The sequence below is a fragment of the Allobosea psychrotolerans genome, assembly GCF_002917105.1.
GTDB lineage: Bacteria > Pseudomonadota > Alphaproteobacteria > Rhizobiales > Beijerinckiaceae > Allobosea > Allobosea psychrotolerans.
The window spans coordinates 192,745-218,823 of record NZ_PQFZ01000006.1 but is presented as its reverse complement, the minus strand read 5'-3'; the positions used below and the strand labels follow the sequence as shown (position 1 = coordinate 218,823).

Here is a 26,079-nt window from a genome sequence, read left to right as displayed (position 1 = left end):
GGGGAATATGGCCAAACTCACGCGCGTCGAACTGGAAAACCATCTTTGGAAATCCGCCGATATCCTGCGCGGCTCCATCGATAGTTCCGACTACAAGATTTACATCTTCGGCTTCCTGTTCCTGAAACGACTGTCGGATCGCTTTGAGGAGGAGGCCAAGGAAGCCGTCCGCAACGGCTTGGCGGAGGATGTCGCCTACAACGACGCGGACGAACACGAGTTCTTCCTTACCGAGCGAGCGCGCTGGTCATCGATCAAGAAGTTGACGACGGGCATCGGTGATCAGCTCAACAAGGCATGTGAAGCGATTGAAGACGACAACCCCTCGATTGAGGGCGTGCTCGCCAACATCGATTTCAACTCCGAATCGCGCCTTGGCGACGCCAAGAACCGGGAGGGGGTGCTGTCGCGCCTGATCGACCATTTCTCACGAATCGATCTGTCAAATGCCTCGCTGTCTGAGCCGGACATGCTTGGGCGCGCCTATGAATATCTCATCGACAAATTCGCGGATGACGCGGGCAAGAAGGGTGGAGAGTTCTACACGCCCCATCACGTCGTGCGGCTCATCGTCGAATTGCTGGACCCGAAGCCCGGGATGCGTGTCAGCGATCCCACCTGCGGGTCGGGCGGCATGTTGGTTCAGGTCGCAGATCATGTGGCGCAGCTTGAGGGCAAGCGCCTCGGCGAGCCGATCAACATCACGCTCCACGGGCAGGAGAAGAACCTTGGCACGTGGGCCATCGCCAAGATGAACCTGCTGTTGCACGGGCTTCGCGATGCGCGGATTGAAAAGGGTGATACCATCCGCAACCCGCGTTTACTTGATCAGGAGGGCAACCTCTTCCTCTATGACCGGGTCATCGCCAACCCGCCCTTCTCACTTGATAGCTGGGGGGCGGACGATGTCTCGGGTGATACGGAGAAGAAGGGTCACAACCGCTTCATCTACGGCATTCCGCCCAAGAATATGGGCGATCTGGCCTTCGTTCAGCACATGGTGGCGACGCTGAATGCCAAGGGCGTTTGCGGCGTCGTGATGCCGCATGGCGTGCTCTTTCGCGGCTCGGGTGACGGGCGCATTCGCGAAGCGATGCTGAAGGCCGATCTGTTCGAGGCGATCATAGGCCTGCCGGAAAATCTGTTCGCTGGCACCGGCATCCCCGCGACAGTACTGATCCTCAACAAGGCAAAAGCGCCCGAGCGCAAGGGCAAAGTGCTCTTCATTCACGGCGCGAAGGAATTTGAGGAGCGGCCCAAAAAGAACATCCTGGGCGAAGGCAACATCACGCGCATCGTCGATGCCTTCAAGGCATGGACCGATGAGGACCGCTTCTGCCGCATCGTCGACATGAAGGAGATTGAGGAGAACGACTTCAACCTCAACATCTCCCGCTACATCGACACGCTGGAGCCGGAAAAGCCGATCGATGTGAAAGCCGAGCTTGGCAAGCTTTGGGCTGCTGAGAAGGCCCGCGATGAAGCTGCCGCGCGCATGAACGCCCTTCTCAAGGAGATGGGTTATGTGGGGCAGTGATCACCCGGTTAAGCGACTGAAAGACGTCGTCCATCAAGTCCGAAGGCCTGAAAAGCCACACCCGAACGCTACATACAACCTAGTCGGGGTCCGACTTTATGCTGGCGGCGCTCGCATACAAGGAGCCTTCGAAGGCGCAACACTTCAAGCTCCCTCGCTCAATCGAGTTGAGTGCGGCGACATCATTTACAACAAGATGTGGGCGTCAAAAGGGACATTTGCTCTGATTTCAGCAGAATTCGGACCCTGCTTCAGTACGTCTGAATATCCGGCTTTTCGTCCCTCCGGAGATAATAGCTCAGAGTTCATTTTTCGTGTGCTGTCGCAGCAGCGCTTTTGGTTGCGCGCAGAAGCGTGGAGTTCAGGATCAACTGATCGAACGCGTCTGAACCCTACAGATTTTCTTACGTTGCCTATACCTGTGCCCGTTCCCGCTGAACAGCGCGCGATTGCCGATGTCTTGGGCACAGTGGAGGGGGCTATCGCCAAGACGGAAGCGCTGATCGAGGCGATCGCGGACGTCAAGCATGCCACTATGCGGGAATTGCTGACGCGCGGCATTCGACGCGACAAAGCGCCGATGAAGCCGATCCCGGCGCGCTGGGTGCTCGGGCGGGTTGCCGAAGGCGTGACGCATATTCCGGCGGACTGGGACCTCGCGACACTAACGAAGGTTGCCAAGCTCGAAAGCGGCCACACGCCTGATCGTAAGGAGCCGACCTATTGGGATGGTGATATTCCATGGATTTCGCTTCAAGACGCTGATGCGCTGGGTCAAGTGACGATCTCAGAGACTGCGGAAACAATTGGCCCAGAGGGATTATCCAATTCCTCTGCGAGGATGCTGCCTGTCGGTACGGTCGTGCTTCAACGGACAGCCAACGTGGGGCTTGCATCGGTGATGTCGCGATCAATGTGTACTAGTCAGCATTTTGCCAACTGGGTGTGCGGACCGAAGCTTGATCCTCACTATCTGCAACAGGTATTCCGTCATATGTCGCGCGAGTGGCTTCGTTTAGTCGCAGGGAGTGTTCTGCCTGACATCTACATGGGCACCTTCAAGGCTCTTCAAATTCTGCTTCCGCCGCTTTCGGAACAAAAGAAGATTGGTGAGGTTGGCGTCGCCTATGATCTTCGCATTGAGCAGGAGCGCGAGACGCTGGCCGTCTTGATCGAGAACCGCAACGCGCTCGCTCAAGAGCTCTTGTCCGGGCGTCTTCGGCTTCCCGAAGCGATCATTGCCCGACATAGCAACAAGGCAGGCAAAGCCGCATGAGCGTGGCGAGCGACCAAATCGAACGTGATTGGGTTGAGGACCCTGCAGCCGATCTGCTGCGAGTGTTGTTCGACTTCAAGCCCCTATCAACGGACGATGTACGACGCTTGCGTGAAGGGCTGGCGACCGAGCCCGTTCTGACGGTACGCCTTGCCGAATGTCTCAAGCGGCTCAATCCATGGCTTGGTGAGGATGGCGTTCGTCGCGCCATAGCCTTGGTCACGCGCGTTGCCGCCGTCGATGTGATGGAAGCCAACGAGAACGCCTATACTGCGCTCACCTATGGCGTGACGGCAGCCCACACTAAGAACGGACGTCGGCAGGACCGCAACGTGCGGTTTTTCGATTTCGATGACCCCTCTGCCAACAGCTTCGAGTTTGCCCGGCAGGTCGCTATCAAAGGCTCGCGTCAAGATATCATCCCTGACATCATCATCTATGTGAACGGGCTTCCGCTCGCAGTCATCGAATGCAAGTCTCCTGCACTTGCGGACCCAATGGGCGAGGCCATTCGTCAGTTCCGTCGCTATGAAAGTCGCGATGAGTTCTCCGGGCTCGGCGCACCACGCCTCTTCGAGACGGCACAGATATCAATTGCGCTTGCCCGCGATGTTGCGAAGTACGGCACGACGTTGACCCCTGCGCGCCAATGGGCGGAGTGGAAGGACCCTTATCCCCTGACGCTCGACACGCTGACCGCGCAACTCGGGCGAACGCCGACGGGGCAGGACATCTTGTTGGCCGGGCTGCTCGCTCCCGCCAACCTGCTCGACCTCATCCGCAATTTCGTGATGTTCGAGACGATCGACGGGCGACGCATCAAGAAGCTCGCCCGCTATCAGCAGTTCGTGGCCGTCGGCAAGGCGATTGAGCGCATCCGAACCGCGGTCAATCCGCAGCGCCGTGGTGGGGTGATCCACCACACGCAAGGTTCGGGCAAGTCGCTGACTATGGTCTTTCTGGCGACCAAGTTGCGCCGCTTGGCAGAGGCGGAAAACCCGACGCTCGTCATTGTGACAGATCGCAATGATCTTGATGACCAGATCGCCAGTCAGTTCCAACGCTCGGGCTTCGCCAATCCCATTCAGGCCGAAAGCGGCCAAGCATTGCGCGAAGCGCTTTCCGGTGGTGCGGGCACCACGGTCATGACGACTGTTCACAAGTTCCACAGCGCTGTGCCAACGCGCTCCTCGGTCATCTCCGATGCGCGCAACGTCTTCGTCATGGTCGATGAGGCCCACCGGACCCAATACGGCGCACTCGCGGCCCGAATGCGTGCCGGACTTCCCAACGCCTGCATGCTCGCCTTCACCGGAACGCCAATCGACAAGAAGGACCGCAGCACCCGTGAGGTGTTTGGCGATTACCTGCACCGCTACCTGATCGACCAGGCTGTGAAGGACGGCGCAACTGTGCCGATCTTCTACGAGATGCGCGATGCGCGGCTGAGGATCGACGGGCGCGACATTGAACGCGATATTCGCTCAGCCTTTCCCGAACTCTCCGATGACGAGATTGAGAAGCTGAAGCGCGGAATGCGTCTTCAGGAGAAGCTTGCCGGAGCCGATGTGCGGATTGAAGCGATCGCCAAGGACATTCTTGAGCATTATCGCGCCACGATCGAACCGAATGGCTTCAAGGCGCAAATCGTAGCTGTCAGCCGTGACGTCGCCGTCAGCTATGTCGATAAGCTACGGGAGTTGGGCGCGCCGGAATGTGCCCTGATCATGTCAGCGTCGAACAACGATACGGTCCGGCTGCAAGCGCATCACCTGTCAAAGCGGGAGCGCGATGATCTCATCTCGCGCTTCAAGAAGCCGGGCGATCCGCTCAAGATATTGGTTGTTTGTGACATGCTCCTGACCGGCTTCGATGCCCCTGTTGAGCAGGTCCTCTATCTCGACGCCCCGCTGCGCGAGCACACATTGTTGCAGGCTATTGCCCGCGTGAACCGGACTGCAGACGGCAAAACATACGGGCTTGTGGTCGACTATTGGGGTGACAACAAACGCATCAGCGACGCGCTGGACCTGTTCTCGGAAGAGGACGGCGTGCTGAACGCACTGCGCCCGCTCTCTGACAAGATCCAGCTTCTCGAAAGCCGCCACCGAGCGGCTATGCGCCTGTTCGAAGGCATCGATCGCGCAGATGAGGCGCTTTGCCTTCGGCTACTTGAGCTTGATGATGTGCGGGCGAAATTCGAACTCGACTTCCTGCGGTTCGCCGAAGCCATGGATATGGTCTTGCCCGATCCAAAAGCTCTCGAAGAGCCCTATGTGTCAGACCTGAAATGGCTGTCCCGGCTGAGAGTGATCGCCCGTCGCGCGCACTACGAAGAGCCGTTTGATCCCAAGGATTACGGCAACAAGGTTGGCGAGATCATCACCAAGCATCTGTCCGTGGAAGGCGTTGAACAGCTGCTGGCGATGCGGGACATCCTTGATCCGGCATTCAAGCAGCATCTCGACAGCCTGAATTCAGCCGAGGCGAAAGCTGCTGAAATCGAGCACGCCATACGCCATGAAATTCACGTCCACCGAGATGAGAACCCGACTGCCTATGCCTCTCTCTGGGAACAGCTAGAAAAGATCGTCAACGAACGCCGTGAGGCCCGGGTATCGGCTGCCAGCGCGTTGGCGCGACTTGAAGAAATGTCAGCCGACGTTTCGGCAGTCAGGGCGGGAGGCAGCACCTCGGGCAGCAAGCTCTCGGGAACGGCGGGAGCCATTCTGCCATTCCTCGATGAAGCCATCGATGCCGAAGCGCGATCAGGTGCGGCCTCAGACGTAGCCAAGGCTTTGGAAGGTTACGCCGTCGTCGTGGACTGGCAGCACAAGGAAGACGTGCAGAGGCAGATGCGCCGCGCGATCAAGGAGCGACTGCGTACGCTTGGGATGAACGCGACAACAATCGAAGCAGCCACGGCGAAGGTGATGGATGTTGCCCGCGCAAGGTTGGCGCGATGACGGCACTCGCTCACAGTCTCGATTTCGGCGGCGAGGTGGTGAGCTTTTCAATTGAGCGAACTTCCAGACGGAAGACGGTCGCAATTTCCGTTGGCTACGATGGGGTCAGGGTCCTTGCCCCATCTGATCTGGACGATGAGCGCGTCATCAGCATCGTTCGGAAGAAGGGGCGATGGCTCCTCCGCAAACAGGCTGGATACAGGGAGCTGGGAGGCGCGCCGATCACGCGCGAGTTCGTTAGCGGAGAGACGTTTCACTACTTGGGCCGCCAATATCGGCTGAAGGTGGTACCTGACACTTCGGCGGTGATTACTCGGATTACAGCGCGCGGCTCGACACTGGTAGCGCCAGTGTTACCCGAAGCGGGAACGCTAGTCCGTCGCGCTGCGGTTCGAAGCGCGCTGCGACATTGGTATCGTGACCACGCGAAAGTTCACTTCAGGGTGCGCTCGAAGGCGATGGCGGATCTGCTCGGGATTACGCGCCCAACAGTTCATGTCGTGGATCAATCGAAGCGGTGGGGCAGTTGTGATGCGCGTGGGCACATCCGGCTCAACTGGCGCCTGATCATGGCCCCGATGACGCTTGTGGACTATGTGATCGCACACGAGGCCTGCCATGTACTTGAACACAATCACTCAAAACGCTTTTGGCGATCGCTGGAAACGATCATGCCCGGTTATGAAAGCCGGGTGAGACACCTTGATCGCCTTGGGCATTTGTTCGTTTGGTGACCTGTGGGCTCGATCATCCACACTCCCGCTTTTCTTCAGCAAGCATTTTCTGCGTTTCGCAAGAGTTTATGCAGGCTCCGCCTCAATGGCCCACGCGATCGCGATGTGCTCCGCCACATCGAGCCGCCGCTCCTTGGTCTCATATTTCGACACTAACACTGCCGCTACCCCGATGCGCGCTGCCAACTGCGCCCCCGTGACGCCAGCATCCTTGCGCGCCCAAATCAGCGCTGCGAGCACGACTTTTTAGAGCTCGAAAAGCCGCCGCCCCAAGCGGTAGGACCGGCGCCGCAAAGAAACCCGCATGCCGGCCCCTCAAAACCAGCCATTCCGCCTAATAATGAAACGTCCAAAGCAGGCTCTCGCTCAGTCCCTTCAGCGCCTCGACCGCATCCGGGCGCTCGCGGGCGAGCGTGGTGATCAGCGCGTCGGCGACGGCGAAGGCGGCGGTCGGCGAGTTCGGCAGGAAGCTGTTGCGGGCCGGGGCGAAGAAGGTCATGTCGGCCAGCGGCACCAAGGGCGATGACGGTCCGTCGGTCAAAGCGATCAGGACGGCGCCGCGCTTCTTGGCGAATCGGGCGAGCTCGAGCGTGTTGCGCGAATAGCGCGGCAGCGAGATCGCGATGACGACGTCGTCGGGCCCGGCCGAGAGCATGTGGCGGACGGCGCGTTCGGGCCCGCCGCGCGAGGAGGCGAAGACGACGTCGGCGTCGAGATAGAGCGCCAGCCCGTCCTCCAGGAAGGCGCCGACATAATAGCTCGCGCCGGAGCCGACGATGAAGAGGCGGCGCGCCTTCAAGAGCAGGGCGATGGCGCGGTTGACCGTCGCTTCCTCCAGCGTCGCGATCGCCTCGTCGAGATTGGCGGCCTCGCGCTTCAGGGTCGTCGCCATGGTGGCAAAGACCGAGCCCGCCGTGGCGCGGGCATCGGCGAGGCCTTCCACCGGCGCCATCGCGACCTTGAGCGCCGCCGACAGGGCGGCGCGGAAATCGCCGTAATTGCGATAGCCCAGGGCCCGGACGAAGCGGGTCACGGTCGCGGTCGAGGTGCCGCTCTTCTCGGCCAGCCCCTCGATGGTGACGGTTGCGGAATCGAGCGGGCTCTGCAGCACGAAATCGGCCGCCTTGCGATGACCCTCGCTGAGCGAGGGGTAGATCTGGGCGATGCGGTTGGCGAGATCCGTCGTCGGCTTCAGGGCGCGTGACATGGCATTTCCACTGATTGACGTCGGATCATTTTCATGTTTCGTAACTCGTGAAAATAAAGCTGTCAAAGCAACGACCAGCTACGGGAACGGAGACCAGACAATGCGTCAGCCTGCGCTCATCACCATCCTGCTCGGCGCCAGCTTGCTCAGCGCGCCGGCCATGGCGCAGACGCTGCGCATCGCGCTCGCCTCCGAGCCGACCGCCGTCGACCCGCATTATCACGACCTCACCCCCAACAACGCGCTCGCGATGCATATCTTCGACGGGCTCGTGCTGCAGGATGAGAAGCAGGCGCTCAAGCCCGGCCTCGCCGCCTCCTGGGAGAATGACGGCAAGAATCGCTGGACCTTCAAGCTGCGCCAGGGCGTGACCTTCACCAACGGCAAGCCCTTCACCGCCGAGGATGTGGTCTTCACCTTCTGCCGCACGCTGAAGAACGAGACCAAGGTCTCCGGTTCCTTCGCCGACATCACCGGCAATTTCGCCTCGGTCGAGACACCGGATGCGCATACGCTGGTCATCAACACGACCGAGCCCGAGCCGCTGCTGCCGACCCTGCTCTCGGGCCTGCCGATCCTCACCGCCTCCATCGTCGAGCATGGCCCGATCAGCTACGACGTCGCCAAGAATTGCGGCGTCACCGGGCCCTGGCCGACGGTCAATAATTTCAACGACGGCACGGCCGCGATCGGCACCGGGCCCTACAAGCTGAAGAGCTATGTGCGCGGCTCGGCGATCGAGCTGGAGCGCAACCCGAGCTATTGGGGCCCTGCCGAGCCCTGGGCCAATGTGCGCTTCCTGCCGGTGACCAATGCCGGCCCGCGCCTGGCCGGCCTGCTCGCCGGCGATTACGACGTGATCGAGAACCCCGCCGCGCGCGACCTTGCCCGGCTCAAGGGCGACAAGCGCTTCGGCCATGTCATCACGCCCTCGACCCGGGTGATCTATTTCCAGCTCGACGTCGCCCGCGACGAGAGCCCCTTCGTCAAGGCGCCGGACGGCAAGAACCCGCTCAAGGACGTGCGCGTCCGCAAGGCGATGTCGCTTGCCATCGACCGCGACGCGATCGTCAAGCGCATCATGGATGGCGCCGCCGAGCCGGCCTATCAGTACCTGCCGACCGGCATGTCCGGCACGCTGGCGAACCCGCCCAAGCTTGCCTATGACCCGGCTGCGGCCAAGAAGCTGCTGGCCGAGGCCGGCTACCCCAATGGCTTCCAGCTGACGCTGTCCTCGACCAATGACCGCTACATCAATGACAGCCAGATCACCCAGGCGGTGGCGCAATACCTGACCCAGATCGGCATCAAGACCGAGGTCGACGCGATGACGCGGGCGATCTATTTCCCGCGCCGCGCCAAGAAGGAATTCAGCGTCGCGCTCGGCGGCTGGGGCTCGGGCACCGGCGAGGCCGCCTCCTTCCTGCGCCAGTGGCCGCCCACCCCCAACGAGGCCAAGACGCTCGGCGGCTCGAATTATGGCGGCTACAAGAACGAGGAGTTCGACAAGGTTATCCGCGCCGCGGTCACGACGCTCGACGATAAGAAGCGCGCTGAGCTGCTGCAGCGGGCGATGACGCTCGTCCTCGCCGACGGCGCCTTCATCCCGCTGCATTTCGAAAGCGGCATCTGGGCCTTCAAGTCCGAACTGGCGGTCGCCGGCCGCGCCGACCAGTACATGCTCGCCATGTCGGTGAAGCCGGCGAAATAAAGCCGGCGGTCCTCTCCTCGAGGTTTCCAACTCTTCAAGGTTCGGCATGACCGCCTATGTCCTGCAGCGGCTGATCCAGAGCGTGCTCGTGCTGCTCGCGGTCTCGGTCGTGGTCTTCTTCGCCGTCTACGGCATCGGCGACCCGATCGAGCTCCTGGTCTCGCCGCAGGTCAGCGATGCCGAGCGCCAGGCGCTGATCCGCCGGCTCGGGCTCGATCTGCCGGTCTGGCTGCAATACCTCACCTTCATGGGCAACGCCGTGAAGGGCGATCTCGGCAGCTCCTTCGTCCATGGCGTGCCGGCGCTGCAACTGATCCTGGCGCGCTTGCCGGCGACCTTCGAGCTGGTGCTGCTGGCGATGACGCTGGCGCTGACCGCCGGCATCCCGCTCGGGCTGATGGTCGGCCTCAACCCCGACAGCCGGCGCGCCCGCATCGTCATGGCCGGCACCGTGCTCGGCTTCTCCCTGCCGAGCTTCTGGAAGGGCATGATGCTGATCCTGCTCTTCGCCGTGCTGCTCGGCTGGCTGCCGACGGCCGGGCGCGGCGAGACGGCCTCGCTGCTCGGGCTCAAGACCAGCCTGCTGACGCTGGACGGGCTGAAGCATATCGCCTTGCCCGCGCTCAACCTGGCGATCCCGAACCTCGCGCTGATCGTGCGCCTGGTTGCGGCCGGGACCGCGGAGACGATGACGCAGGACTATGTGAAATACGCCCGCGCCAAGGGCGTGCGGCCCCGGCGCATCGTCAACCGGCATGTGCTGCGCAACATCCTGATCCCGGTCGTCACCGTGGTCGGCGTCGAGTTCGGCAGCCTCGTCGCCTTCTCGACCATCACCGAGACCGTCTTCGCCTGGCCGGGCATGGGCAAGCTCCTGATCGATTCGGTCTACCAGCTCGACCGGCCCGTGGTCGTCGCCTATGTGCTGCTGGCGACGCTGCTCTTCGTCACCGTCAACTTCCTGGTCGACGTGCTCTATGCCGCGCTCGACCCGCGGGTGAAGCTTGCGGGAGAGCAGGCATGAGCCTCGACTTGCCCCGTCCGGACTTGCCTCGCCGGGACCTGCCCCGCCTCGCCGGCCCGGCGCAGGCCGATACGCCCCTGCGCGAAAAGGTGCTGGCCCGCCTGCGCAACCGGCCGACGACGCGCGGCGCCGTGATCCTGCTCGGCATCATGGTGGCGCTCGCCTTGCTCGCGCCGGTGATCGCGCCGCAGAACCCGCATGATCTCGGCGCGCTCAGCGTGATGGACAACCGATTGGCGCCGGGCGAGCAGGGCATGGCCGGCTTCACCTACTGGCTCGGCAGCGATGCCCAGGGCCGCGACATGTTCAGCGCCATCCTCTACGGCCTGCGCACCAGCCTGCTGGTCGGGCTGGCCTCGACGATCGGCGCGCTCTCGATCGGCATCCTCGCGGGGCTCACTGCGGCGCAGTTCGGCGGCGCGGTCGATGCCGTGATCATGCGCGTCGTCGATTTCATGCTCGGCTTTCCCTCGATCCTGGTCGCGCTTGTGCTGCTGGCCTCGATCGGCCGCGGCGTCGACAAGGTCATCCTCGCCATCGTGCTGGTGCAATGGGCGCAATATGCCCGCCTGATGCGGGCGGCGGCGCTGGTCGAGCGGCGCAAGGAGTATATCGAGGCCGCGGTCAATTTCGGCCTGCCGACGCGTCACATCATGCTGGCGCATCTGCTGCCGAACTCGGTCGGCGCCGTGCTCGTCGTCGCCAGCATCAGCATCGCCTCGGCGATCACCCTGGAGGCGACCCTGTCCTTCCTCGGCGTCGGCGTGCCGGTGACTCAGCCCTCGCTCGGCCTGCTCATCGCCAATGGCTTCGAGTTCCTGCTCTCCGGCGAATACTGGATCGCCGTCTTCCCCGGCATCGCGCTGGTGCTCTTGATCATGTCGCTCAATCTCGTCGGCGACCGCCTGCGCCGCAGCTTCAACGTGCGCGCATGAGCTTCGACCTGGACATGAGCGAAACGCCCCTCCTTTCCGTGCGCGGCCTCAAGACCGTGTTCCATGCGCAGGACGGCGCCTGGGCGGCGGTGGACGGCGTCGATTTCCACGTCGCCAAGGGCGAGGTGCTCGGCCTCGTCGGCGAATCCGGCTCGGGCAAATCGGTGACCGGCTTCTCGCTGGTGCAATTGATCGACCCGCCGGGCGAGGTCGTCGCCGGTGAGATCCTGTTCGAGGGCGAGGATCTGCGCGCCGCCTCGCAGGAGCGCCTGCGCCAATTGCGCGGCGACCGGATCGCGATGATCTTCCAGGACCCGCTGATGACGCTGAACCCGGTGCTCAGCATCGGCGAGCAGATGAGCGAGGCGATCCTCGAGCATCGCGACTGCAGCCGCAGCGAGGCGCTCGCCAAGGCGGCACAGGCGCTGGCGCGGGTCGGCATCTCCTCGCCGGAAACCCGGCTGAAGCAGTTCCCGCATGAATTCTCCGGCGGCATGCGCCAGCGCGTGGCGATCGCGACCGCGCTCCTCAACGACCCCGACCTGATCATCGCGGACGAGCCGACCACCGCGCTCGACGTCACCATCCAGGCGCAGATCCTCTACGAGGTGCAGAAGCTCTCGCGCGAGACCGGCTGCGCGGTGATCTGGATCACGCATGACCTCGCCGTGGTCGCCGAGCTCGCCGACCGGGTGGCGGTGATGTATGCCGGGCGCATCGTCGAGATCGGCGATGTCGAGACCGTGCTCGACCGGCCGCGCCACCCCTATACGCTCGGCCTGCTCAACTCCTCGGCCAGCATGGTCGAGCCGGGCGAGCCGCTGCACCAGATCGACGGCGTCGCGCCGCGGATCGATTCGCGCCCCTCCGGCTGCCCGTTCCGGCCACGCTGCGAGCGGGCCCTGCCTGTTTGCGCCGAGAGCGACCCGCAGCCGCAGGCCTATGACGGCCGCAGCCTGCGCTGCCACAACCCCGCGGCGGAGCAGGTGGCGGCATGAGCGAGCCCCTGTTCGAACTGCGCGGCGTCCGGAAATACTTCCGCGGCAAGGCCAATCTCGCCGAGCGCATCCTGACCGGGCTCGGCCGGCACGCGCCGCCCGCGACCCTCAAGGCGGTCGATGGTGTCGATCTCAGCATTGGGAAGGGCGAGGTGCTCGGCCTTGTCGGCGAATCCGGCTGCGGCAAGTCGACCCTGGCGCGCATCGCCACCGGCATCCTGCCGCCGAGCGAGGGCGAGGTGGTCTATAAGGGCCGCTCGGCTGCGGCGCTGAAGGGCAAGGAGCGGCTCGATTATCTGCTCAAGGTGCAGATGATCTTCCAGGACCCCTACGCCTCGCTCGATCCGCGGATGCGGGTGAGCCGCATCGTCGGCGAGGCGCTTGCGGTCCACAAGCTCGTGCCGAAGGCCGAGCTCGATGGCGCGGTCGACCAGGCGCTCACCGAAGTCGGGCTCGATCTCGCCTATCGCGAGCGCTACCCCCACCAGTTCTCCGGCGGCCAGCGCCAGCGCATCGGCATCGCCCGGGCGCTGGCGGTGAAGCCCGATTTCCTGGTCTGCGACGAGCCGGTCTCGGCACTCGACGTCTCGATCCAGGCGCAGGTGATCAACCTGTTCATGGATGTGCGCGCGCGGCACGGGCTGACCTATCTTTTCGTCAGCCACGATCTCGGCCTGGTCCGCCATATCAGCGACCGCGTCGCGATCATGTATCTCGGCCGCATCGTCGAGATCGGCAGCGCAACCGCGATCTTCGCCGAGCCGGCGCATCCCTATAGCGCGGCGCTGATCAAGGCGATCCCCTCGGCGGCACGGCGCAAGAGCAGCTTCCAGCCGCTGAAGGGCGAATTGCCCTCGCCGCTCGCCCCGCCGCCGGGCTGCCCCTTCCACCCACGCTGCGAGCACGCCATGGCGGTCTGCCGCGAGGTCCGCCCGGACCTCGTCGAGATCGCGCCCGGCCGCAGCGCCGCCTGCCACCTGCACATGACAGGGAAAGCCGCATGACCACGCTCGTTCTCGATCCCCCGATGGGGCGCAGCAGCCTGCCCTTCATCGACGCCCGTCACCCGCAGCGGCCGTTGGAGATCAACTTCTACCGGCCGGCGCGCCATCGCCCGCAGGACGAGGTCGTTTTCGTCCAGCATGGCATGCTGCGCAATGGCGACGACTATCGCGATTTCTGGATCGAGGCCGCCGAAAAGCACAATCTGCTGATCGTCGCCCCGACCTTCGGCAACGACCATTTCCCGAGGGCGGAGGGCTACAATAACGGTCTCGTCGTCGGCGAGGGCGGCGCGATCGCCGCCGAGGAGGACTGGCTCTATGCCGTGCCCGCCCGCGTGCTGGCGGCGCTGCGCCGGGCCGGCGTGACCAAACGCGACACGGTCAGGCTGTTCGGCCATTCCGCCGGCGGCCAGTTCGTCCACCGCCTGCTGGCGACGCAAACGCAGACGCCGTTCGAGACAGCCTTTGCCGCCAATTCGGGCTGGTACACGCTGCCGACGCTGGAGCGACGCTTCCCGGAGGGACTCGACGGGCTTGGCCTCGGCGAGGCGGAGCTGGCGCGCTGGCTGGCCTGGCCGATGGTGATCTTCGCCGGCGACCAGGACATCGTCACCAGCGATCCCAACCTGCCGGCGCAGGCCGAGGCCCTGGCGCAGGGGCCGATGCGCTATGCGCGGGCGCATTTCGCCCTCGACTTCGCCAAGGCTGAGGCGGCGCGGCGCGGCTTGGCCTGCAACTGGTCGCTGATCACCGTGCCCGGCATCGGCCATGACGGGGCGGCGATGTCGCGCGCCGCCGCAGCCTGGTGGTTCGAGGGCCGGATGCCGACGGTCGAGGAGCTGAAGCCGGAGGCTTCGGCGGTGGCCTGAGGTTTTGCTGTCGCGGGCAGGCCTATCCCGGGACTGTCCCCGCACCCGAACGCGTCGCCGCGCTGGGGACGGAACGGATGTCCTCGAAGAACGGCGTGTTCGGACAGAATGACGGGCCATGGGCCGCAGAGCGGGTCTCCTCGAGCCAGCGTTCGCATTGCTGCGAGGCGGCGCACCAGAGGCAGCGGCGGCCGGCCGCAGCGAAGGCCCGGCCTCTGAGAGCGGCAAGCCCGGGATCGACGCCGATACGCGCCATCATCGCGTCCATCAGGCGCGCCCGCCGCGCGACCCGACCTCTCAACCATCCCCGCATGTTCGCATCCTTCGCATTGAGTGCCTTGGTCGACACGGCCCTGCCAGGCACGACCCCGGTTCCGTGACAGGCCGACGCCTCCGGGGCCTGGGTTGCGGCGACAATGATGCAGAGCAACGCGCATTTCGCATTGCGCCAGCGCAAACTGCGGGACGCTCTGGCTCTCTGCTTTAACGCGTTTTCTTCACGCGAGCCTGTGGCCCCTTCGCTGGGACAGCCTCTAATGCCCCAGGCGGGGCTGGGTCAGGACGCGCCAATAGGCCAGCGCGAAGCCCAGAAATGCCCCCGCCCAGGCAAGGCCGGCGACATTCAGAAGGCCCAGGCTCCAGGCGGGATGGAGCGAAGCGCAGATCCGGGCGAGCGCGGCAAGAACGACCAGGGCATAGAAGGCCTGGACCGCGCGGCTCGCGGCAAGGGGCCGCCCGGTGTGCGCGAGGCTCGCCCGCGACATGACTGCGAGCGTCATGGTGCCGACGGCGCCACCGGTCCAGGCATGGATGCCCGCAGTCGCCGATCCGAAGCCGAGCGCCGCCAGGCCGAGCAGCATGAAGCCCAGCGGCACGAACGCATAGGCGACGTGGAGGATGAGCACCAGCGGGTCCCGCCAGGTCCGGTATCCGGCCCAGCGCGCAAGCCGCACGACCTGGAGGAGGCCCGCCGCAAGCAGGGCAGCCCCCGTCGCGCGCGCCTCCGGAACCGCGATCCAGGCGAGGAGAGCCGCTCCGGCGCAGATCATCGCGGCGATATCGAAGCGCCCGAAGGATGCAGGCAAGCGTCCGGGGTTCTCCCGGGCCAGCCAGTTGCGCGTGAAGCTCGGCACGATTCGGCCGCCGACCAGCATCACCAGCAGGATGGTCGCAGCGATGCCGAGCCGGACGCCATAATCGGAGGCGCCGTAGAGATGAGCCTCCAGGTGGAAGATCGCGTTGCCGCCCAACAGCAGGCCCAGCGCAACCAGCACCTTCAGGTTGCGCCAGTTTCGTCCGACGACGATCTCGCGCCCGGCCGCTCCGGCGACAAGGAGCAGGAAGGACAGGTCGATCGCGGCGGCGGGAAGCCAGCCGATCCAGGCCGAGCCGGTCACGGCGACACGGCCAAGAATCCAGGCGACGACGAGCACCAGCAGCGGCTTGCCTAGCAGGGGCAACCGCCCTGTCCAGTTGGGGATCGCGGTCAGGAGGAAGCCCGTCACCACGGCCGGAAGAAAGCCGTAGAGCATCTCGTGGATGTGCCAGTCGCGCGGGGAAAAGAGGGTCGCGATTTCAAGCTCGCCATAGAGCATCGGCAGCCATGCCAGAATGGCCAGGCCGGCATAGATCGAGCCCAGGAGGAAGAACGGGCGGAAGCCGTAAGAGAGCACCGCAGGGCCGACATAGTCCCGCAGGCGCGGAATCGGAGCCATCACTGGCCTCCTTCATAGACGAGGACAAATGCGAGGGCGCCCAGGGCAGACAGGCCGCCGTCGCGGCGGCACGGTGTCTGCGGTGGCCGCCTACTTCGCCGCGACGGTCCCGAGCATCATCGCCTTGCGCATGGTCGTCTCCAGTTGCGATGCAAAAATCGCGAACCGCATCGAGGCTCTTGGGGGAGGTGATACGCCCGGCCCTCCGGCTGCTGTTTGATGCGGCGCAAAGAGCGCCGCTTTTGTGGGAGGGGCCGGTCGCATCCTGCTTGCGCGGCAACAAGCCAGGCAAATCCGCTTCGGTCGCGTCAGGACGAGCCCGGCCGCCGTTTGCGACAGCGGCAGTCCCCGCTATTGTCACTGTTGCCCGGCCACTCCGCCTTGCCGGCCCGAGCCCGTATCGGCGAGACTTGGCGCTGGCGTCCGTCCAGATCCGTGAAGACGTTAGCCTACACCCTGCTTCGGAGTGCTCGTCATGGCCAGCGTCGACCGGACCCTCGTTGCGGACCTGCCGCTGTTTGCCGGTCTCGCGCCGGAGCAACTCGACGAATTGCTGCGTGAGGCGCAGTCCGTGCGCTATCCGAAGGGAATGACCGTCTTTCAGCAGGACGCCGAGGCGCACTCGTTTTTCGTGCTGCTGCACGGACATCTGCGCGTCTACAAACTCACGCCGGACGGGCAGCAGGTGGTGGTGCGGTTCGTGTCCGCGGGCGAAGTGTTCGGGGTCGCGATGGCCATCGGGCGGACGACCTATCCCGCCACCGCCGTCGCGGTCGTCGACAGCATCGCGCTGGTGTGGCCGTCCGTCGCCTGGCCCCGCCTCATCGCCAAGCATCCGACCCTCGCCGTCAACACGCTCCAGACCGTGGGCAGCCGGTTGCAGGATGCGCATGCGCGCGTCGTCGAGATGTCGACCGAGCAGGTCGAGCGGCGGATCGCACATGCCTTGCTGCGCTTGGCCCAGCAGTCCGGACGCAAGGTGGAGGCTGGGGTGGAGATCGATTTTCCGATCTCGCGTCAGGACGTCGCCGAGATGACGGGCACCACCTTGCATACGGTCAGCCGCGTCCTGAGCGCGTGGGAGGACCGCGGCTTCGTCGCAGGCGGGCGTCAGAAGATCACCATTCTCGAACCGCACCGGCTGTTCGTACTGGCCGAGGGCGGCCTGCCATAGGCCTCGTGACGTCCTGCCGCCGCGCCGTCGGCGGCCGACGGACGTCACCGCCGCGCAGCGACCGCCCGGAGATCGGCCAGGACTTTGCCGCGGTCTGCGCCGTGCTCCCGGCAGGCGTCATCGACGGTGTGAAAACAGGCGATCGGGCAGCCGACGCAATGCATCCTGTGATCGAGGAAGATCCGGATGGTTGCCGGCCATCGCCGCATGACCGCGTCGACGAGCGTCGTGAACTCGATGGGCATGGCGGCCTCCTTGCGTAAATCCGGCATGGCCGAGGCTGCGCCCTTGGGCCCCGGCGATCGTTGCGCCGGCACAAATCCGCCAAGGGTGAGGCCGGCGGCTCTGCAAGGGTTCGGTCGTTTTGTTTGCGCGACCGCAAAGAGGGATGGCGAAGCTGCGGGCATTGTCCAGGCCGCCCGCCCGGATGCAGACCAGCCATGAGCCCAACAGCGACGCCGCCCCTCGATCCAGATCTGCTGGAACGCCTTCTCGGAGGCATGGATCCCCGAGATCGGTCTGAGCGTGGTCGATCTCGGGCTGGTCCATCGCGCGGCCGTGCGCATCGCACTCGATCTGGTCTGGCATCCAAGCTGGAGCCCGGACCGGATCACCGAGCGAGGCTGCAAGCTGCTGGGACGTCCACCGAAGGAAGCTGCCTGATGAGCGTCCGCACTGCGTCCGAAACCGTCATCGACGTGCGCCAGATCCTGCCGCGCATGCGCCGTCACCCGCTGATCTTCGCAACCTTCGGGGAGCTCGAGCCGAGCGACGCCCTGGTCCTGGTCAATGATCACGATCCCTGGCCGCTGCTCTACCAGTTCAACGTCCGCCATCCCGGGGCGTTCATGTGGCGCTACGAGGAGGAGGGGCCAGATGTCTGGCGTATCCGCATCACCCGCGCGGCCTGATCTGGCGGCAAGACGCCTGCACAGCCGTCTCGTAATCCGGGCGCCGCTCCCTGACCGCGCTGGCCCTCTTCGGCTTCGCCCTCGCGCTGCTGCTCCCGTTGCGGCAGCCTCGCGCTTGCGTGGTCGCAGTGGTGGATCGCGCCCCATGACCGCGCTTCTCCCTTCAATCCGCGGACAAGCCGTGCGCCGCGAGGCCCCCGGTTCCGCTTCCGGGCGCCCGGCATGGGGAGATTGTGATGAGTGAGGTGACGTCCGCTTCCTCGGAGGGCCTGGAGGCGCCAGCCGCAGCGGCAGGCGTGATCCAGCGCGTGCGCGGAATCGTTCGGGGATTGGAGCTCGATTGCGAGTGCCGGAGCAAACTCGACAGCGCCCTGCAGAGGTTCGAGGCGTTGGAGGATCGGCGTCAGCTCCGGCGCCTCATCCTCGACGCCCGCCACCAGACGGAGCGCATCGGCGCACTGCTTGATCTCGCCCGCGAACTCGACGAACTCCCGATGGATGAGCCAGACCTGAGCGTGTTCGAGGAGGTCGCCCTGCTGTTCGAAGGCATCGAGGAGGCGGCTGCACTCGGCGCAGCGGATATGCGGGCGGCACGGGAGGTCCGCAGGCCCGACGAGACCGTCGCGGAGTGAACCGCGCGCAGGCCTGATCGGAGCCGTGAACACAACATTTGGACCGCATGTCGGAGAAGCGCGTCGCGATCAAGGGTGTTGCGGTGCACGCGGGCGTTTCGATCGCCACCGGTATCGGCCATGACGGGGCGGCGATGTCGCGCGCCGCCGCAGCCTACTGGCTGGTGGGCCGCATTCCGACGGTCGAGGAGTCGAAGCCGGAGGCAGCGACGGTGGCCTGAGGTCTTTGCGCCGTCTGGGGGGAGGGCGGGTTGGTCGGTCGCTGCTGGCCGGTGTCAGCGAGAGCCGTGCGGGAAACCAGCCTTCGGCCAGCCTCTGGCTCCAGTGAGCCATGCCCGCTTGGCTAGGCAATGCGCCGGGGTGGGCAGGGCCTGTGAAGGCGGTTGCATAGAGATTGATGGCTCGCAGGGTCCAGTTACCGCCCAACTAGGTTGTCAGCAGAAAGAAGGCGCTCAAGCTGCGTTCCTGCCAGGCTTCGTTGAGCGGCCTCCCCGTGACGAGCAGGCTGAACCAGACCGAGCCGAACAGAAAATCGAGCGCGATGTCGACATCGAGATCAGCGCGGACCTCGCCGGTCTGCTGACCGCGCAGGATGATGTCACGGCCCAGAGCAAGGCGGGGTTCGACGATACGCGAGAGCAGCGCCTGTCTCACGGCGGGATCGGCCTGTCCTTCCGTGGCGAGCGCCCTCAGCATGTTGGCGCGCGACGGATCGAAGAGGCGGTGTACGCTCCACTGCAGATAGCTTTCGAAGCGAGCCTTGAACGTCTGGCCCTCGGGCGGCGCATCCTGCTGTTCGGCCGTCCCCATATAGAGATCGACCAGCAGATCCCCCCGCGACGACCAGCGCCGGTAGACCGACTGCTTGGAGACGCCGGCGCGCCCGGCCACGCCCTCCATCGAGAGCGCGGCATATCCGCCCTCCCGCACGATCTCGTATGCCGCCTCCAGGATTTGCCGCTGGACCGCGGGATCGCGGGGGCGGCCGGCTCTTCCCGCGCCCGGTGGCGAGGAGCTGCCGGCGTGATTGTCTATTGACATACGCTACGCTCCGTATTGAAATATCTTGCATTAGGGAAGCCCTCTTACAGCGCCTCGCTCGCAGGCTCAACGATTCCTCCCCGTGGCCGCATCACTGTGGTCGCGAACGATCAGGTGTGTCCATGCCCCAGACCGATCTCGGCTTTCTCAGCGCAATGGATCTGAAGCGCCTGTTCACGCGACGCGAACTCTCGCCCGTCGAGGTCGCGAACGCCGTCCTGGAACGGATCGACGCGGTCGACCCGTCGCTGAACGCCATGACGATGATCACGCCCGAAATTGCTCTGAACGCCGCCAGGGCCGCCGAAGAGGCCTATGCCGGCAAACGGCCGCCGCGGCTGCTGGAAGGCATTCCGCTCACCCTCAAGGACATGCATCCGACAGCGGGATTGCGGACGTCCCAGGGCTCCTGGGCGACGGTCGACTGGGTGCCCGACACCGATGCGCCGGTGATCTCGCGCCTCTACGAGGCCGGCGGGGTGACCGTCGGCAAGACCACCGTTCCGGAGTTCGGCTGGAAAGGCGTGAGCCAGAGCCCGCTCAGCGGCATCACGCATAATCCCTGGCGGCACGGCTATAATGCGGGCGCCTCCTCGGCGGGCGCAGCGGTCGCGGCTGCGTCTGGTTTTGGACCACTTCATCTGGGTTCCGATGGCGGCGGCTCGGTCCGGATGCCCGCGCATTTCTGCGGCGTCTACGGCCTCAAGCCGACCTATGGCCGCATCCCTTACTGGCCAGTGCCCAACAACGACTATGCCACCCATATGGGGCCGCTGACCCGCACCGTGGCGGACAGCGCCCTCATGCTGCAAGCGATGGCCGGGCCACACCCCTGGGACCATACCAGCTGCGAAGCCCCGCCGGAGCCCTATGCACAGAAGCTCGGCGCCGATCTGAAGGGCAAACGGATCGCCTTCAGTCCCGATCTAGGCCATGCGCGGGTTGATCCCGAGGTCGCGGAACTGACTGCGAAGGCCGTGAAGGCCTTCGAGGGGCTCGGCGCAACCGTCGAGCTCGTGACACCGGATTGGGGGCCGCTCGGCCCGGAGCTGGCGCGCTTTTTCTGGAAGGCGGGTTATCTCGCCCGCGGCGCGGCCTATCTGCCGCAATGGCGGGACAAGATGGACCCGGGCCTCGTCGCGATGCTCGACGAGGCGCAAGGCATCACGGGTGAGGAATACCACCTGATGCGGCTTCGCAAGCTCGACTATGTCGAGCGGATTCACCGCTTCTTCCAGGGCTGGGACCTGCTGCTGACGCCGGCCGTCAGCACCCCGGCCTTTCCGGCCGATCTGCTGCAGCCGCCGTCCTGGCCGCAGCATCCCTGGGACTGGCTGATGTGGGCGGAGTTTTCCTATCCCTTCAATCTCTCCGGCAATCCCGCGGCCAGCATTCCCTGCGGCTTCACGACCGACGGCTTGCCTGTCGGCCTGCAGCTCGTCGGTCCGCGCTTTGATGATCTCGGCGTCCTTCAGGCCTCGGCAGGTTTTGAGACGGTGCGCCCGTGGCAGCAACACCGGCCGCAATTCGCGGGCGGCAACGAACAGAGGGGTGCCGCATGATCACACGTCGAAGCCTGATCGGCCAAACGGCTGCCACGGTTGCCGCAGCGATCGCCGCGCCGCGGCTGGCGGCGAGCCAGTCCGCACGCGTCCTCAAATTCGTCCCGCAGGCGGATCTCGCCTTGCTGGACCCGATCCAGTCGACCGGGCTCGTCATCCGGCACCACGCCCTGCTCGTCTTCGACACGCTCTATGGCGTCGACGAGCAACTGCGCCCGCAGCCGCAGATGGCGCAGGGCCATGTTGTGGAGAATGGCGGGCTCGTCTGGCGCATCAGCTTGCGCGACGGGCTGCGGTTCCATGATGGCGAGCGGGTGCTTGCGCGCGACTGCGTCGCCAGCATCAAGCGCTGGGGCGCCCGCGACACCTATGGCCTGTCGCTGATGGCCGTGGTCGACGAGATCACGGCTCCCTCTGATACGGAGATCCGCTTCCGCCTGAAACGCCCCTTCCCGCTGCTGGCGGATGTTCTGGGCAAGCCGGGGACGAATGTCTGCGTCATGATGCCGGAGCGGCTGGCGCAGACCGACCCGATGCAGCGGGTCACCGAAATGGTCGGGAGCGGACCGTTCCGCTATCTGGCGAACGAGCGTGTTCCGGGATCACTCAATACCTATGAGAAGTTTTCCGGCTATGTCCCGCGCCCCGGTGGCGAGCCTAGCTTCATGGCCGGTCCCAAAGTCGTGCATTTCGACCGGGTGGAGTGGCGCACCATCCCTGATGCGGCGACGGCAGCTGCCGCACTCCAGACCGGCGAGATCGACTGGTGGGAGCAGCCCATTTCCGATCTGATCCCGACGCTCAAGGCCAATCGATCCCTCAAGGTCGAGGTCCTGGATCGCTTCGGCGCCGTCGCGATGATCCGCTTCAACCATCTTCAGCCGCCCTTCGACAGGCCGGAGATGCGCAGGGCGCTGCTCGCTGCGATCAAGCAGGAAGACTACATGATCGCGGTGGCGGGGGAGGACCGCAGCTATTGGGCCGACAGCGTCGGCTTCTTCGCGCCGGGGTCGCCGATGGCCAACAGCGCCGGCATGGAGGCCCTGCCGAAGACGCCCGATATCGGCCGTGTCAGGGAGGCGCTGAAGGCGGCCGGCTATGCGGGAGAGCGCATCGTCATGCCGGTGCCCACCGACTTTCCGGCGCTGAATGCGATGAGCGAGGTCTCCGGCGATATGCTGCGGCGCGCCGGCATCAATCTTGATTATCAGGCGCTGGACTGGGGAACGGTGCTGCAGCGCGTGGCCTCGCAGCAACCGATCGACAAGGGCGGCTGGAACATCTGGTGCAACTACTCCACCGGCGTCAGCGCGGTAAATCCGGCTGCACACACCTATCTGCGTGGCGTCGGGCGCACCGGCACTTTCGGCTGGCCGACGAGCCTCGAGCTCGAACAGATGCGCAGCGACTGGTTTTCTGCCCCTGACGAGGGCGCACGCCTCGACATCAGCAAGCGCATGCAGGTCCAGGCATTCCAGGACCTGCCCTATATCCCGCTCGGCGTATTCTACCAGCCGACCGCCTACAGGAACAACCTGACCGGTGTCCTCAAGGGCTTCCCGCTGTTCTACAACGTCAGGCGCGGCTAGCTGTGCAGGATGCGAAAAGCGGGAACCGCTTTTTCGCATCCTGCCAACTCCGCAGGCGAGAGCTGGAGACAGCCTTCGACAAGGTCGGGAGCTCGCTTGCCGAGTGAAAGCCGACGCCACCGTCCGCACCCGTGAACACAACATTTGCAAAGCCGCGATCAGCCTGTTAAACGTTTTACTGTAAAACGTTTAACAGGCTGTGGACCGCATGTCGGAGAGGCGCGTCACGATCAAGGATGTTGCGGCGCGCGCGGGCGTTTCGATCGCCACCGTGTCGAACGTCTTCAGTGGCAACAAGCCGGTGAATGCCGATCTGCAGGAGCGCGTGCAGAAGGCGGCGCGCGACTTGTCCTATCAGGTCGACCGCGCGGCCTCGCAGCTGCGTTCGGGCCAGGCCAAGGTCGTCGGCGTGCTCGTGCCGGATCTCGACGACGTGTTCTTCACCTCGCTCGTCTCGCAGCTCGAGGTCATGGCGCAGAAGGACGGCTACGACATCATCGTCGCCAGCTCGCGCGACGATATCGGGCTGGAGCAGTCGCGCCTGCGGACGCTGCTGGCCTGGCGTCCCTCGGGCCTGATCGTCATCCCCTGTTCGGACGCTGTCCCCGCCGGGCTGGACAACGAGTTCGCGCGCCTGCCGATGGTTTTTGCCGATCGCGTGCCGCCTGGGGGATCCATCGTCGACACGGTCGCGATCGACAATTGCGAGGCTGGCGAGATCGCCGCCCGCCATCTCCTGGAGCTCGGCCATCGCGACATCGTCGTCGCGGCCTCAAACGTGGCGATCTCCCCGATCCGGGAGCGCGTCCGCGGCGCCTCCGCGCTGATCCGCGCGACAGCGGGGGCCGACCCGACCGTGATCGAACTCGGATCGAATGCGGAGCGCGGCACGGAGGCCTTCCTGCACTGGCTCGAACGGCATAAGCGGCCGAGCGCGGTCATCGCCCTGACCAATGTCACCACGCTCAGCACCTTGTCGGCGCTTGCGCGGCTGCGCATCGACATCCCCGATCCGGTCTCCGTCGTCGGCTTCGACGACTATCCCTGGATGAGCGCGCGCAAGACCGGCCTCACCGCGATCCGCCAGCCGATCGCCGAGATCGCCGCCGCGGCCTGGGAACGGCTGCGCCGGCGCATGTCCGGCGATGCCTCGCCGCCACTCGGCACCGTTCTGCAGACCAGCCTGCAGGTGCGCGATTCCGTGCGCGAGCTTTCGCCTGCCGCCAGGGACGACGCCCAAAGCCACGATCTGTTGCAGGACCAGGAGACGAAGACGGCGGCGAACGCCGTCCACTAGAGCCTTGCGCGAAAAAGTGGGTACCGGTTTTTCGCAGAAGCAATGCTCTAAGCTTTTAGAATCAATCAGGTTTCCTGCATTCTGACGGAAGCGTCCGAATGAAGGAAACCTGATCTGAAAGACGATTGCGACCTGATCACCGGGCCGACAGAGCCCGGATCAAGAGAGTTCCGGAGGAAAGAGTGCAGCTTCCAACAACAGCACGGCTCCTGCCGCTGCTAGCGCCGGTGCATCTGCTCATCCTGAGCGTGATCGTGCTGCCGTCGCTTTATGTGGTCTGGCTCAGCCTGAACATGTCGAGCTTCGGCCAGGCGCCGAGCTTCGTCGGGCTGCAGAACTATGTTCGCGTCCTGGCCGATCCGGCCTTTCACCGCGCCTTGCTGAACACGGTCGTGCTCGTCGTCGTCGCGGTCCATCTCGAACTCGCTGTTGGACTCGGCATGGCGCTGCTGTTCGCCAGCGGCCTGCCGTTCCGACGCTTCCTGCTCGTCGCGGTGCTGGCGCCCTATGCGGTGAGCGAGGTCACCGCCGTGGTGATGTGGCGCTTCCTGTTCGATCCCGATGCCGGGCCGATCACGCTGGCGCTGCGCGCGCTCAACCTGCCGACGCTGGATTGGTCGTTCGAGCCGTCGCATGCGATGACCCTGATCGGGCTCCTGACGATCTGGCTGCACCTGCCCTTCACCTTCGTCATCGTCTACGCGGCGCGCCTCGCCATCCCCGCCGAGCTCTATGAAGCCGCCAGGATCGACGGCGCGACGCGCTGGCAGGCCTTCCGGCGCGTGACGCTGCCGCTGCTTGCGCCGGCGATGCTGATCGCGCTGCTGTTCCGCTACATCTTCGCCTTCCGCCTGTTCTCGGAGGCCTGGCTGCTGACGAAAGGCGGGCCGGCGCGCTCGACCGAGGTCGTGGCGATCTACCTCTATCAGGAAGCCTTCAGCTTCAACGCCTTCGGCCCGGCCGCCGCGACCGCCTGGATCATGGTGGTGATCTCGCTCCTGCTGGCGGGGGCCTATGTCCTGCTGCTCAGGCGGGGAGGGCTCGCTCATGCGCATTGAGCGCTGGCTCATCGGGCTGGGCAAGGCGGCTGCGGTCGCGGCGATCCTGCTCTGGTCGCTGTTCCCGATCCTGTTCATCGCCGTCTCCTCGCTGAAGCCGGGGCAGGACATCTTCGCGGTGCCGCCGAAATGGCTCTTCACCCCGACGCTGAAGCATTATGCCGAGCTCTGGCGGTCCTGGGGCGTCTTCTTCGAGGCCTTGCTGAACAGCCTGCTGATCACGGTCGGGGCGACGCTGCTCGCAATCGTCGCCAGCACCTGCGCGGGCTATGTCTATTCCCGTCATTCCGGGCGCTGGTTCGGCGCCAGCATCGCCGGGCTGATCATCGTGCGCCTGATCCCGCCGATCGTGGTGACGCTGCCGCTGTTCCCGATCGTCAACGCGCTCGGCCTCAACGACACGCATCTTGTGCTGATCCTGCTCTATGCGACCTTCTTCGTGTCGCTCGGCACGGTGCTGATGCGCACCTTCATGGACCAGATCCCACGCGAGCTCGACGAGGCGGCCGCCATCGACGGCGCCAGCCGCCTGACGATCCTGCGCAAGGTGATCGTGCCGCTGGCGATGCCGGGCGTGCTGGCGGTCGCGGTCTTCGTGATCGTGTTTTCCTGGAACGAGTTCCTCTTCGCCTTCGTCTTCACGGCCACGCGCGCCAAGACGGCGCCGCTCGTCATCTCCGAGATGATCGGCTCCATCGATGGCGTGGATTGGGGAATCCTCTTCGCGGCCTCGACCGTGCAGCTCGTGCCCGTCCTGCTCTTCGTCGTCTTCATGAACCGCTACCTCGTGGCCGGCCTCACCGCCGGTTCGACGAAGGGGTAGCCAACCATAAAAGGGA

25 protein-coding genes are annotated in these 26,079 nt (G+C 64.9%); 19 read left to right on the top strand and 6 right to left on the bottom strand.

The genetic code is table 11. The annotated features are described in order from the left end of the window. The first annotated feature begins 7 nt into the window (after positions 1 to 7). Genes CYD53_RS12990 through CYD53_RS12975 form a run of 4 tightly spaced genes read left to right on the top strand, consistent with a single transcriptional unit; the run spans position 8 to position 6,513 of the window. Positions 8 to 1,537, top strand: a complete 1,530-nt coding sequence (locus tag CYD53_RS12990) for a type I restriction-modification system subunit M (protein WP_103718510.1) — start codon at positions 8 to 10, stop codon at positions 1,535 to 1,537. Continuing rightward, entirely contained in the window at positions 1,524 to 2,813 is a 1,290-nt protein-coding gene (locus tag CYD53_RS12985) for a restriction endonuclease subunit S (protein ID WP_103718509.1), read from the top strand. Before CYD53_RS12990 ends, CYD53_RS12985 begins: the two co-directional genes overlap by 14 nt. Beyond that, positions 2,810 to 5,779 (top strand): type I restriction endonuclease subunit R, encoded by a 2,970-nt coding sequence (locus CYD53_RS12980; protein WP_103718508.1) that lies wholly within the window; start codon positions 2,810 to 2,812, stop codon positions 5,777 to 5,779. The genes CYD53_RS12985 and CYD53_RS12980 overlap by 4 nt, the downstream gene beginning before the upstream one ends. Then, positions 5,776 to 6,513: a M48 family metallopeptidase gene (locus tag CYD53_RS12975; RefSeq protein WP_103718507.1), complete on the top strand. Its 738-nt coding sequence runs from the start codon at positions 5,776 to 5,778 to the stop codon at positions 6,511 to 6,513. The genes CYD53_RS12980 and CYD53_RS12975 overlap by 4 nt, the downstream gene beginning before the upstream one ends. 66 nt (positions 6,514 to 6,579) lie before the next feature. On the opposite strand, the gene CYD53_RS31000 is transcribed toward CYD53_RS12975, so the two are convergent. Both CYD53_RS31000 and CYD53_RS12965 read right to left on the bottom strand, forming a co-directional pair. Next, positions 6,580 to 6,753, bottom strand: coding sequence for a helix-turn-helix domain-containing protein (locus tag CYD53_RS31000; RefSeq protein WP_103718506.1), 174 nt, complete (start codon positions 6,751 to 6,753; stop codon positions 6,580 to 6,582). 94 nt (positions 6,754 to 6,847) lie between these two features. Continuing rightward, complete coding sequence (locus CYD53_RS12965; RefSeq protein ID WP_103718505.1) at positions 6,848 to 7,720, bottom strand: MurR/RpiR family transcriptional regulator; 873 nt, start codon at positions 7,718 to 7,720, stop codon at positions 6,848 to 6,850. A gap of 100 nt (positions 7,721 to 7,820) precedes the next feature. On the opposite strand from CYD53_RS12965, the gene CYD53_RS12960 reads away from it, so the two are divergent. From CYD53_RS12960 to CYD53_RS12935, 6 genes are read left to right on the top strand one after another with little or no spacing between them, the layout of a single operon-like run. Further along, entirely contained in the window at positions 7,821 to 9,431 is a 1,611-nt protein-coding gene (locus tag CYD53_RS12960) for an ABC transporter substrate-binding protein (RefSeq protein WP_103718504.1), read from the top strand. Between the two features lie 46 nt (positions 9,432 to 9,477). Beyond that, positions 9,478 to 10,455: an ABC transporter permease gene (locus tag CYD53_RS12955; RefSeq protein WP_103718503.1), complete on the top strand. Its 978-nt coding sequence runs from the start codon at positions 9,478 to 9,480 to the stop codon at positions 10,453 to 10,455. Further along, entirely contained in the window at positions 10,452 to 11,390 is a 939-nt protein-coding gene (locus CYD53_RS12950; RefSeq protein WP_103718502.1) for an ABC transporter permease, read from the top strand. The genes CYD53_RS12955 and CYD53_RS12950 overlap by 4 nt, the downstream gene beginning before the upstream one ends. A 14-nt stretch (positions 11,391 to 11,404) precedes the next feature. Then, positions 11,405 to 12,388 carry an ABC transporter ATP-binding protein gene (locus CYD53_RS12945; protein ID WP_103718616.1) on the top strand — a complete coding sequence of 328 codons (984 nt, stop codon included), beginning with the start codon at positions 11,405 to 11,407 and terminating at the stop codon, positions 12,386 to 12,388. Continuing rightward, a complete protein-coding gene (locus CYD53_RS12940; RefSeq protein ID WP_103718501.1) occupies positions 12,385 to 13,392 on the top strand; it encodes an ABC transporter ATP-binding protein in 1,008 nt (335 codons plus the stop codon). The genes CYD53_RS12945 and CYD53_RS12940 overlap by 4 nt, the downstream gene beginning before the upstream one ends. Then, a complete protein-coding gene (locus CYD53_RS12935) occupies positions 13,389 to 14,261 on the top strand; it encodes an alpha/beta hydrolase family protein (RefSeq protein WP_103718500.1) in 873 nt (290 codons plus the stop codon). The genes CYD53_RS12940 and CYD53_RS12935 overlap by 4 nt, the downstream gene beginning before the upstream one ends. A 22-nt stretch (positions 14,262 to 14,283) precedes the next feature. Here the strand turns inward: CYD53_RS12935 and CYD53_RS12930 are convergent, their stop codons facing one another. Continuing rightward, positions 14,284 to 14,574, bottom strand: a complete 291-nt coding sequence (locus CYD53_RS12930; protein WP_146055910.1) for a DUF6455 family protein — start codon at positions 14,572 to 14,574, stop codon at positions 14,284 to 14,286. Positions 14,575 to 14,794: 220 nt separating this feature from the next. Continuing rightward, positions 14,795 to 15,976, bottom strand: a complete 1,182-nt coding sequence (locus tag CYD53_RS12925) for an NnrS family protein (RefSeq protein ID WP_103718498.1) — start codon at positions 15,974 to 15,976, stop codon at positions 14,795 to 14,797. A 475-nt stretch (positions 15,977 to 16,451) separates the two neighbouring features. On the opposite strand from CYD53_RS12925, the gene CYD53_RS12920 reads away from it, so the two are divergent. Next, positions 16,452 to 17,150, top strand: a complete 699-nt coding sequence (locus CYD53_RS12920; protein WP_103718497.1) for a Crp/Fnr family transcriptional regulator — start codon at positions 16,452 to 16,454, stop codon at positions 17,148 to 17,150. 44 nt (positions 17,151 to 17,194) lie between these two features. On the opposite strand, the gene CYD53_RS12915 is transcribed toward CYD53_RS12920, so the two are convergent. Then, positions 17,195 to 17,395, bottom strand: coding sequence for a DUF1858 domain-containing protein (locus tag CYD53_RS12915; protein WP_103718615.1), 201 nt, complete (start codon positions 17,393 to 17,395; stop codon positions 17,195 to 17,197). A gap of 417 nt (positions 17,396 to 17,812) precedes the next feature. On the opposite strand from CYD53_RS12915, the gene CYD53_RS12905 reads away from it, so the two are divergent. The 3 genes from CYD53_RS12905 to CYD53_RS30260 all read left to right on the top strand — a co-directional run bounded on the left by CYD53_RS12905 (position 17,813) and on the right by CYD53_RS30260 (position 18,914). Continuing rightward, positions 17,813 to 18,061, top strand: a complete 249-nt coding sequence (locus tag CYD53_RS12905) for a DUF2249 domain-containing protein (RefSeq protein ID WP_103718495.1) — start codon at positions 17,813 to 17,815, stop codon at positions 18,059 to 18,061. A 236-nt stretch (positions 18,062 to 18,297) separates the two neighbouring features. After that, positions 18,298 to 18,693 (top strand): hypothetical protein, encoded by a 396-nt coding sequence (locus CYD53_RS12900; RefSeq protein ID WP_103718494.1) that lies wholly within the window; start codon positions 18,298 to 18,300, stop codon positions 18,691 to 18,693. A 47-nt stretch (positions 18,694 to 18,740) separates the two neighbouring features. Continuing rightward, positions 18,741 to 18,914, top strand: coding sequence for a hypothetical protein (locus CYD53_RS30260; protein WP_181011842.1), 174 nt, complete (start codon positions 18,741 to 18,743; stop codon positions 18,912 to 18,914). Between the two features lie 205 nt (positions 18,915 to 19,119). Here CYD53_RS30260 and CYD53_RS12895 read toward each other — a convergent pair whose 3' ends face one another. Further along, positions 19,120 to 19,734 carry a TetR/AcrR family transcriptional regulator gene (locus CYD53_RS12895; protein ID WP_103718493.1) on the bottom strand — a complete coding sequence of 205 codons (615 nt, stop codon included), beginning with the start codon at positions 19,732 to 19,734 and terminating at the stop codon, positions 19,120 to 19,122. Positions 19,735 to 19,856: 122 nt separating this feature from the next. Here CYD53_RS12895 and CYD53_RS12890 point away from each other — a divergent pair, with 122 nt between their 5' ends. The 5 genes from CYD53_RS12890 to CYD53_RS12870 all read left to right on the top strand — a co-directional run bounded on the left by CYD53_RS12890 (position 19,857) and on the right by CYD53_RS12870 (position 26,063). Then, complete coding sequence (locus CYD53_RS12890; protein WP_103718492.1) at positions 19,857 to 21,296, top strand: amidase family protein; 1,440 nt, start codon at positions 19,857 to 19,859, stop codon at positions 21,294 to 21,296. Further along, complete coding sequence (locus CYD53_RS12885) at positions 21,293 to 22,885, top strand: ABC transporter substrate-binding protein (protein WP_103718491.1); 1,593 nt, start codon at positions 21,293 to 21,295, stop codon at positions 22,883 to 22,885. The genes CYD53_RS12890 and CYD53_RS12885 overlap by 4 nt, the downstream gene beginning before the upstream one ends. Before the next feature lie 208 nt (positions 22,886 to 23,093). Continuing rightward, positions 23,094 to 24,182 carry a LacI family DNA-binding transcriptional regulator gene (locus tag CYD53_RS12880; protein ID WP_103718490.1) on the top strand — a complete coding sequence of 363 codons (1,089 nt, stop codon included), beginning with the start codon at positions 23,094 to 23,096 and terminating at the stop codon, positions 24,180 to 24,182. Between the two features lie 182 nt (positions 24,183 to 24,364). Then, the gene (locus tag CYD53_RS12875; protein WP_103718489.1) at positions 24,365 to 25,240 is read left to right on the top strand and encodes a carbohydrate ABC transporter permease; all 876 of its coding nucleotides are present in this window, start codon (positions 24,365 to 24,367) and stop codon (positions 25,238 to 25,240) included. After that, positions 25,230 to 26,063: a carbohydrate ABC transporter permease gene (locus CYD53_RS12870; protein WP_103718488.1), complete on the top strand. Its 834-nt coding sequence runs from the start codon at positions 25,230 to 25,232 to the stop codon at positions 26,061 to 26,063. The genes CYD53_RS12875 and CYD53_RS12870 overlap by 11 nt, the downstream gene beginning before the upstream one ends. Positions 26,064 to 26,079 lie beyond the last annotated feature (16 nt).

Coding starts and splice junctions, on each gene's coding strand:
- CYD53_RS12890 (WP_103718492.1), top strand. CDS start 19,857: ATGCCCCAGACCGATCTCGGCTTTCTCAGCGCAATGGATCTGAAGCGC.
- CYD53_RS12915 (WP_103718615.1), bottom strand. CDS start 17,395: ATGCCCATCGAGTTCACGACGCTCGTCGACGCGGTCATGCGGCGATGG.
- CYD53_RS12895 (WP_103718493.1), bottom strand. CDS start 19,734: ATGTCAATAGACAATCACGCCGGCAGCTCCTCGCCACCGGGCGCGGGA.
- CYD53_RS12950 (WP_103718502.1), top strand. CDS start 10,452: ATGAGCCTCGACTTGCCCCGTCCGGACTTGCCTCGCCGGGACCTGCCC.
- CYD53_RS12985 (WP_103718509.1), top strand. CDS start 1,524: ATGTGGGGCAGTGATCACCCGGTTAAGCGACTGAAAGACGTCGTCCAT.
- CYD53_RS12930 (WP_146055910.1), bottom strand. CDS start 14,574: ATGCGGGGATGGTTGAGAGGTCGGGTCGCGCGGCGGGCGCGCCTGATG.
- CYD53_RS12900 (WP_103718494.1), top strand. CDS start 18,298: ATGAGTGAGGTGACGTCCGCTTCCTCGGAGGGCCTGGAGGCGCCAGCC.
- CYD53_RS12945 (WP_103718616.1), top strand. CDS start 11,405: ATGAGCGAAACGCCCCTCCTTTCCGTGCGCGGCCTCAAGACCGTGTTC.
- CYD53_RS12990 (WP_103718510.1), top strand. CDS start 8: ATGGCCAAACTCACGCGCGTCGAACTGGAAAACCATCTTTGGAAATCC.
- CYD53_RS12925 (WP_103718498.1), bottom strand. CDS start 15,976: ATGGCTCCGATTCCGCGCCTGCGGGACTATGTCGGCCCTGCGGTGCTC.
- CYD53_RS12920 (WP_103718497.1), top strand. CDS start 16,452: ATGGCCAGCGTCGACCGGACCCTCGTTGCGGACCTGCCGCTGTTTGCC.
- CYD53_RS30260 (WP_181011842.1), top strand. CDS start 18,741: ATGTCGGAGAAGCGCGTCGCGATCAAGGGTGTTGCGGTGCACGCGGGC.
- CYD53_RS12960 (WP_103718504.1), top strand. CDS start 7,821: ATGCGTCAGCCTGCGCTCATCACCATCCTGCTCGGCGCCAGCTTGCTC.
- CYD53_RS12955 (WP_103718503.1), top strand. CDS start 9,478: ATGACCGCCTATGTCCTGCAGCGGCTGATCCAGAGCGTGCTCGTGCTG.
- CYD53_RS12935 (WP_103718500.1), top strand. CDS start 13,389: ATGACCACGCTCGTTCTCGATCCCCCGATGGGGCGCAGCAGCCTGCCC.
- CYD53_RS12940 (WP_103718501.1), top strand. CDS start 12,385: ATGAGCGAGCCCCTGTTCGAACTGCGCGGCGTCCGGAAATACTTCCGC.
- CYD53_RS12975 (WP_103718507.1), top strand. CDS start 5,776: ATGACGGCACTCGCTCACAGTCTCGATTTCGGCGGCGAGGTGGTGAGC.
- CYD53_RS12980 (WP_103718508.1), top strand. CDS start 2,810: ATGAGCGTGGCGAGCGACCAAATCGAACGTGATTGGGTTGAGGACCCT.
- CYD53_RS12870 (WP_103718488.1), top strand. CDS start 25,230: ATGCGCATTGAGCGCTGGCTCATCGGGCTGGGCAAGGCGGCTGCGGTC.
- CYD53_RS12880 (WP_103718490.1), top strand. CDS start 23,094: ATGTCGGAGAGGCGCGTCACGATCAAGGATGTTGCGGCGCGCGCGGGC.
- CYD53_RS12965 (WP_103718505.1), bottom strand. CDS start 7,720: ATGTCACGCGCCCTGAAGCCGACGACGGATCTCGCCAACCGCATCGCC.
- CYD53_RS12905 (WP_103718495.1), top strand. CDS start 17,813: ATGAGCGTCCGCACTGCGTCCGAAACCGTCATCGACGTGCGCCAGATC.
- CYD53_RS12885 (WP_103718491.1), top strand. CDS start 21,293: ATGATCACACGTCGAAGCCTGATCGGCCAAACGGCTGCCACGGTTGCC.